Origin of the sequence: Candidatus Enterococcus murrayae, from assembly GCF_017315985.1 — a bacterium.
GTDB classification, from domain to species: domain Bacteria; phylum Bacillota; class Bacilli; order Lactobacillales; family Enterococcaceae; genus Enterococcus_A; species Enterococcus_A murrayae.
Genome location: NZ_JAFLVR010000073.1, coordinates 41,209 through 47,703 on the forward strand (window position 1 = coordinate 41,209; position 6,495 = coordinate 47,703).

5 protein-coding genes are annotated in these 6,495 nt (G+C 42.3%); 3 read left to right on the plus strand and 2 right to left on the minus strand.

All coding sequences use genetic code 11. The annotated features are described in order from the left end of the window. Positions 1 to 1,488, plus strand: coding sequence for a glutamate/gamma-aminobutyrate family transporter YjeM (yjeM, locus tag JZO85_RS21510; protein WP_207110574.1), 1,488 nt, complete (start codon positions 1 to 3; stop codon positions 1,486 to 1,488). Positions 1,489 to 1,584: 96 nt separating this feature from the next. Here yjeM and JZO85_RS21515 read toward each other — a convergent pair whose 3' ends face one another. Next, on the minus strand, positions 1,585 to 3,831 hold the full coding sequence (locus JZO85_RS21515) for an FtsX-like permease family protein (RefSeq protein WP_207110575.1): 2,247 nt from the start codon (positions 3,829 to 3,831) through the stop codon (positions 1,585 to 1,587). Beyond that, entirely contained in the window at positions 3,831 to 4,532 is a 702-nt protein-coding gene (locus tag JZO85_RS21520; protein WP_207110576.1) for an ABC transporter ATP-binding protein, read from the minus strand. Before JZO85_RS21520 ends, JZO85_RS21515 begins: the two co-directional genes overlap by 1 nt. A 167-nt stretch (positions 4,533 to 4,699) precedes the next feature. Between JZO85_RS21520 and JZO85_RS21525 the strand changes: the two genes are divergently transcribed. Further along, positions 4,700 to 5,326, plus strand: coding sequence for a TetR/AcrR family transcriptional regulator (locus tag JZO85_RS21525; protein ID WP_207110577.1), 627 nt, complete (start codon positions 4,700 to 4,702; stop codon positions 5,324 to 5,326). 555 nt (positions 5,327 to 5,881) lie between these two features. After that, on the plus strand, positions 5,882 to 6,454 hold the full coding sequence (locus tag JZO85_RS21530) for a helix-turn-helix domain-containing protein (protein WP_207110578.1): 573 nt from the start codon (positions 5,882 to 5,884) through the stop codon (positions 6,452 to 6,454). Positions 6,455 to 6,495 lie beyond the last annotated feature (41 nt).

The window sequence follows — 6,495 nt, forward strand, 5'->3', positions numbered from 1 at the left end:
ATGTCCAAAGCAGAAAAAGGCATGACGCTTGGTGCCCTGATCATGATGATCTTTACCTCCGTGTTTGGGTTTGCTAACGGTCCAGTAGCATTCTACTTGATGGGGTATGGCTCAATCGTCTTTTATGTCGTTGCTGCGATTCTGTTTTTCATTCCTTTTGCATTGATGATGGCTGAATTTGGGTCAACAATCAAAGGCGAAAACAGTGGAATGTATAAATGGTTGGAGGTCAGCGTAGGACCGCGTTTCGCATTTATCGGAACATTCATGTGGTTTGCTTCTTACGTTGTCTGGATGGTTTCTACATCATCTAAAGTTTGGATACCTTTTACAACGGCCTTTGCCGGAAGTGACCAAACGCAAAAATTACATATGCTGGGTATGAACTCAACCCAAGTGGTCGGTTTATTAGCATGTGTATGGATGATCATCGTTACTTTGGTTTCGATCAAAGGGGTCAAAGGAATCGTAAAAATCACTAGCTTAGGTGGTATTGCGGTAACTAGTTTAAACGTTGTTTTGATTGTGATTTCTGGAATTATTCTGGTTGCAAATGGTGGACACTTAGCTCAACCATTCAATCATATTTTACATTCTCCAAATCCTAGTTACCAAAGTCCAATCGGCCTGTTAGGATTCGCGGTATTCGCGATCTTTGCTTATGGTGGTTTGGAAGCTGTTGGGGGCATGGTTGATAAAACCAAAAATCCTGAAAAAACATTCCCTAAAGGTGTTGTCCTTTCAGCGTTGATCATTTCAGTTGGTTACGCATTGGGGATCTTCTTATGGGGTGTAAGTACCAACTGGCAAGACGTATTATCTGGTGATTCAACGAACCTAGGAAATATTTCTTATGTTATGATGAACAACTTAGGCTACGTTTTCGGTGACGCGATCGGCTTAAGCCAAAGCGCTGCTATCAGTATGGGTAACTGGTTTGCTCGATACACTGGTTTAGGAATGTTCTTAGCCTACAGCGGTGCGTTCTTCACATTGACGTATTCTCCATTGAAGACGTTGATCATGGGAACACCGAAGAAATTATGGCCTAAGAAATTCACTGAATTGAATGCTAACGGTATGCCAAGCTACGCAATGTGGGTACAATGTGCGATCGTTGTTGCGATCATCTTGATTGCTTCATTCGCTACACCAGATCCATCTGCCTTCTATAACATCTTGACTTTGATGGCGAATGTATCAATGACATTGCCTTACTTGTTCTTGATCTATGCGTTCCCTAAATTCAAGAAAAAAGACGGCTTGGATCGTCCGTTCGAAGTGTACAAATCTCATGGTATGACAATGGCTATCAGTGTCGTCGTCTTTCTACTAGTATTGGGTGCGAATGTCTTCACGATCTTCCAACCAATCATCGAAGGCGCGGGCGTTCGCGATACTCTTTGGATGATCGCAGGGCCAGTAGGATTTACCGTCGTCGGTATTATTCTTTACCAAAACTATGTACGTCGTTCAAAAGCTGAATAAGATAGAGAACTCCTAGCGCATTGACGTTAGGAGTTTTTCACACGGTAGATAAATCAGGTTCCCCGTTCGATAGTTCGAGCAGGGAACCTGATTTTTTTATTCAGCCGGCTTCAAAGCAGTGGCGAAATCGATTCGATTGATACGATTGTTTAAATACGCCTGAACCAGCAGCATGCATGCAAACAAGACGAGGCTGGCAAGCATCAGACTTTGAAAAGAGAGATGCGGCAGGTATTGCTGCTGCCCTGTGGAAAGCAGGGCTACGTAGGTATTGAGAAACAGCCAACCGGCTGGGATGCCTAGCAGCCAGCCTAGCAAAGTTAATAAGGTGGTCTCTAAAAAGGACAATGAAAGAACTTCCCATTTCGTAAAACCTAAAACCTTCAGAGTCGCAAATTCAATAAAGCGTTCGGAAAAGATCAGCAGGTGACAATTCATCATGATGGTGATTCCTAAAGTCAATGCGGCTAGGATCAATAGGGATACGATTGTTAGAATCCCCTCAATTAGTGCTTGAGAGTCTTTAAACTGCTGCAGCTTTTCACTTCTGCCGGCGATCAAAGGCGATGGCGCCAGCTGATTTTTTTCTTTCAACAAAAGACTTTGTGGTTCGAAGGGCTGCTTCAAATTTTCCCAAGTTCGTTGCGAAAGGAATATCCCTTGTGGAGAAGAAATGGGGAGTAATTTTTTGATAGACACCGGAAGAATCTGCTGCTGCAGCTTAATGTAAAGCGTCTCCTCGGCCGTTACATTCAAATCTTTTGCTAGTGCTTCAGATAGTGCGACCTGATTGGCTGTCAGATTCTTCAACTCAATTTCAGGCAGGTTCAGCTGACGACCATTGGAAACAATCGTTGCCTGGACAGTTTGTTCTTTCGAGCCTTTCAGCAGTTTTACTGATTGCTGCTCCATCCATTGATAATCAGAAGTGAGATGCTGGACTGTCGAGTGTCGATCCTGAGCACTCATGGGCCTTTTGAAGCTGACTTTTTCTTGATAATGATAAGTGTCATTAAAGACAGAATCCAAAGAAAAATTGATGGAGTCCTTGATTCCTAAAGCCGCGATCAGTAAAAGCATACAGCCCATTGCCCCAAAAATTCCTAATACTGCCCGGCGAATATTTCTTTGGATATCCCGCAAAGTCCACTGCAAGGAAAAGGGCAGGTAAGACCAGAGCCTTGTTTGTTCCAGCCAAACTCGTTTAAAGCGTTGAGTAGATTGCTTTTGCATGATGACTGCAGGGAGTTGGTTTACAAGCGGTAGTACGGGAATTAAAGTAATGAGCATGCTGAGAAATGTGATAACTGCGACAATGGCATACCCAAGAGTTGTCTGGACTTCCAGCCACTTAGGAACAGAGAATTGTTTGCCGATCGCTGAAAGTAAAGCAGGAGAGAGCAGCTTTGGCCCTAAAAAGCAGCCAAGGACAGATCCAAAAAAAGTTACGATCATGCTGAAGGACAAATAATGCAGCAGGATCGACCAGCCACTAAAGCCCTGTGCTTTCAGTATGGCGATCTGCTGCTGTTTGACGAATCGCCGCATTGTCGCTTCTATCGTGATCAGCGTTAACAGTAAGAACAAACTTGAAAAAAGAAAGGCCAAGCGCTGAACTTGAGTGACACGATCAAGGAAGATCGAAAGACCGCTCCCGTTGTTTGTTTCGGTCAATTGCAGATACTCATCTCCCCAAATGTCGGAGAGCTCATTTTCTAACCAAGGGATGTTGCTGTCTTTGTTTGTTTTCAATAAAAGCTGATGAGAAGGATAGATCGGCAATTGGTCAAAATACTGCTCAGATAGGTAAGCATACCCGCTCTTTTTATGATTCGGCAGCGGCTGATCCTTGTTCTCGGTATGATAGATGAATTCTGGCTGACGGACCGTTCCTAAAATTTCGTAGCGCTGGTTATCAATCGAAAAATAATCGCCCAGTTGCTGCTCATTTGCCTGAAAAAAATCTTCATCTAGCCAAATACCGGCTTGATCAGAAAGCTTTGCTCCGCGAATAACCTGCGGCTTGCTGGTATAAGAGTGATCAAAACTTAGAATGGTCAAGGAAAACTGTTCGTTTTGATAGCGTCCAACTGATCGATGGGCAAACTGCTTAACGGAGGATAATTTCTTTGTTTGTGCTTCTTTTGGCTCGTTGAAATTCGCAACAGTCAATGTACTGTCGGCTAAATGGCTATTTTTTGAGAACTGTTTTCCAGTGATCCCCATTTGCTGACCAAAATGAAAAATACCAGTAAAAATGAATAGGCAAATAAAGCTCATCAGAAAGACAGAGAGAAAGCTGATCCAATTTTTTCGCAGATCACGAAAGGTTTTACGAAGCATTACCAAATCACCTCATCAATCTCTAAAGGCTGCTCTTGGCGAATATTTTCTATGATCACGCCATCCTTTAAATGAATTACGCGGTCAGCGATTTGAGCAATCGAAGCATTGTGCGTGACTACGAGAATGGTGTGCCCATAGTTGACGGCCATTTCCTTCAGCAGATGCAGCACCTGCTTGCCTGTTTCACTGTCTAAAGCGCCAGTAGGCTCATCGCACAAAATAAGCTGCGGATTTTTGCAGACAGCCCGGGCGATAGAAACACGCTGCTGTTCACCGCCAGATAGCTCCTGTGGAAAGTTCATTAAGCGATGGGAAAGCTGGACCTTCTCCAGAATATCCTTAGCCTGAAAGGAGTCCTTGGCAATCTTTTGAGTAATCGCGACATTTTCCAGTGCAGTCAACGTCGGAATCAAATTATAAAATTGAAAAATGAATCCGACATTTTTACGCCGGTATTTTGCTAATTCCTTTTCTTTGTAGCTGTGAATCGGCTCCTGCTGGACAAATAGTTCGCCGCTTGTGGGCTGATCCATGCCGCCTAAAAGGTTTAGCAGGGTAGTTTTTCCTGAGCCGCTTGGCCCTAAAATGACAGTGAATTCGCCTTTATCTAGTGAGAACGAGATATCTGATAATGCTGGAATTTCTGCTGTTGCTGTTCGATACGTTTTTTTCAGTTTGGATGCCTGAATGTAATTCATGAGATTCCTCCTAATTGAACACTGTGTTGATTTTCTATGATCCATAGTTTAAGCTGTAACAAGGTGTTGAACAACGAACAATTACGGGGCAAGTGTGCAAAAGTTGATCATTTACCAAGTAAGTGTTCAAAAATTCAACAAATCAGGTCAAATTGTTGGAGGAAAATATGTCGAATAAAACCGATCGGACAAAGCTGCATATCATCCAGACTTTTTTTACAATGATGGATGAAGTGGGCTTCGAAAAAATTACCGTCGCTAATCTAGCGAAGCAAGCAAAAATCAATCGTGGAACCTTTTATCATCATTTTCCAGATAAATATGCCGTCTTAGAAGAGGTGGAAGAGGAGATCTACGCCAATTTTGAGCAGGTCCTGAACGATCATATCGGCTGGGCAGTGACTGAAAAAATCGATGTCTATGGGCGGCAACATGTAGCACGATTCTTTAAGGAGGCTTGTTTGGTTGTGATGAATTTCTTGTATGAACGAAAGGATACGGCTCAAACATTGCTTGGGGAGCATGGCCGCCCACAATTTATTGAGAAGCTGGAACGAGCATATGTCTCTGCGGTTCAAAGAAAGATTCGCTTAAACGCCAACGAGTCAACAGAGCTGGAAAAGCTGCAGCAGGAGTTCATTTATTATGGTGCGATCGCGATCGTCAAACGCTGGATACGAAACGGTGTGAAGGAATCACCAGAGGAAGTTGCCGAAGTCATCTCAAAATGTATGACGACCCCGCCGATCGAAATTTTTGAATCCATCGAACGTGGAGAAGCGGATACTAAATAATGGATCAAACACATGTAGAAAAGCAGGGAATCTGATGGAGTAATTGTATTGGAAGGAGAAGCAAATGAGGCAAAGAGTGCTCTTAAAGCTGATTGTTGTTTTGAGAGTAGATGTTCTATCAAAGGTTTATTTTTTAACTTGAAGCAGCGGCTCAACTTTGTTCTTTACCAAGTTGACTATTTATAATCACTATATACGTTATTTTAAATGAGTGGATATCTGCTTATTTGCTGATTGTTCTATTTTCTATCTGGCAAGATTCGATTGCTTCTTGAGTGGAAAAGAGATGAACTGGATACAATGATTAGAGTGGCTTATGCTATGGGTTCATTTTAAAATTACTGCGTTGGCGAACGAAGAATTGCTATTCAACGATGCTGCTACATGGAGCACTGAATATTTTTGGTCGCTGAGAAGAGAAATAAAAAACGTTGTTAAATCAAGCATATTGGGCTTGATAAAGACTTTTGACATAGATGGAAAAGCCGATGACAAAGATTTTTGCTAGCAGGGAGCAGCAAGAAGTTTTATCGTGAGGCTGAAGGAGCGGATGAAATGAATTTAAGCAAACAGATCAAAAAATTACGCGAAGGGGCAGGTTACTCACAAGAAGAGTTATCCGAAAAAATCTATGTCTCTCGCCAAACTATCTCTAATTGGGAGAATGAACGGAGCTATCCAGATATTCATAATCTGTTATTGCTGAGTGTTCTTTTTAACGTGACTTTAGACGAACTTGTCAAAGGAGACGTGGAGACGATGAAAAAAGTGATCAAAAAAGATGAGATGAATAAGTACAGTTGGATTATGGCAGGAACAATTATGGCGGCAGCGATTTTATTTGGACCAGCATGGAAGTTTTTAGGAAATAAAGGCCTGTTGATTCCATTTATTCTTTGGGCGATCGGTATGTGGGCAGCGATAAAGATTGAAAAAATCAAAAAGGAAAAAAATGTCAAGACCTACAAGGAAATTGTTGCCTATATGGAAGATGAAGATGTTGATATACAGCGTAAAGAACGAAGTTTCGGAAAAGATCTGCTGTCAAAAACATTAATCGTGGTCACTTTTACAGCTGTGGTAACGGCGATTGTGTTAGTGAGTCTTTGGGTGAGCGGCATGTTTTAAACAGGGATGGTCGTGAGCTGGAAGAGCTCGAGAATAAAAAT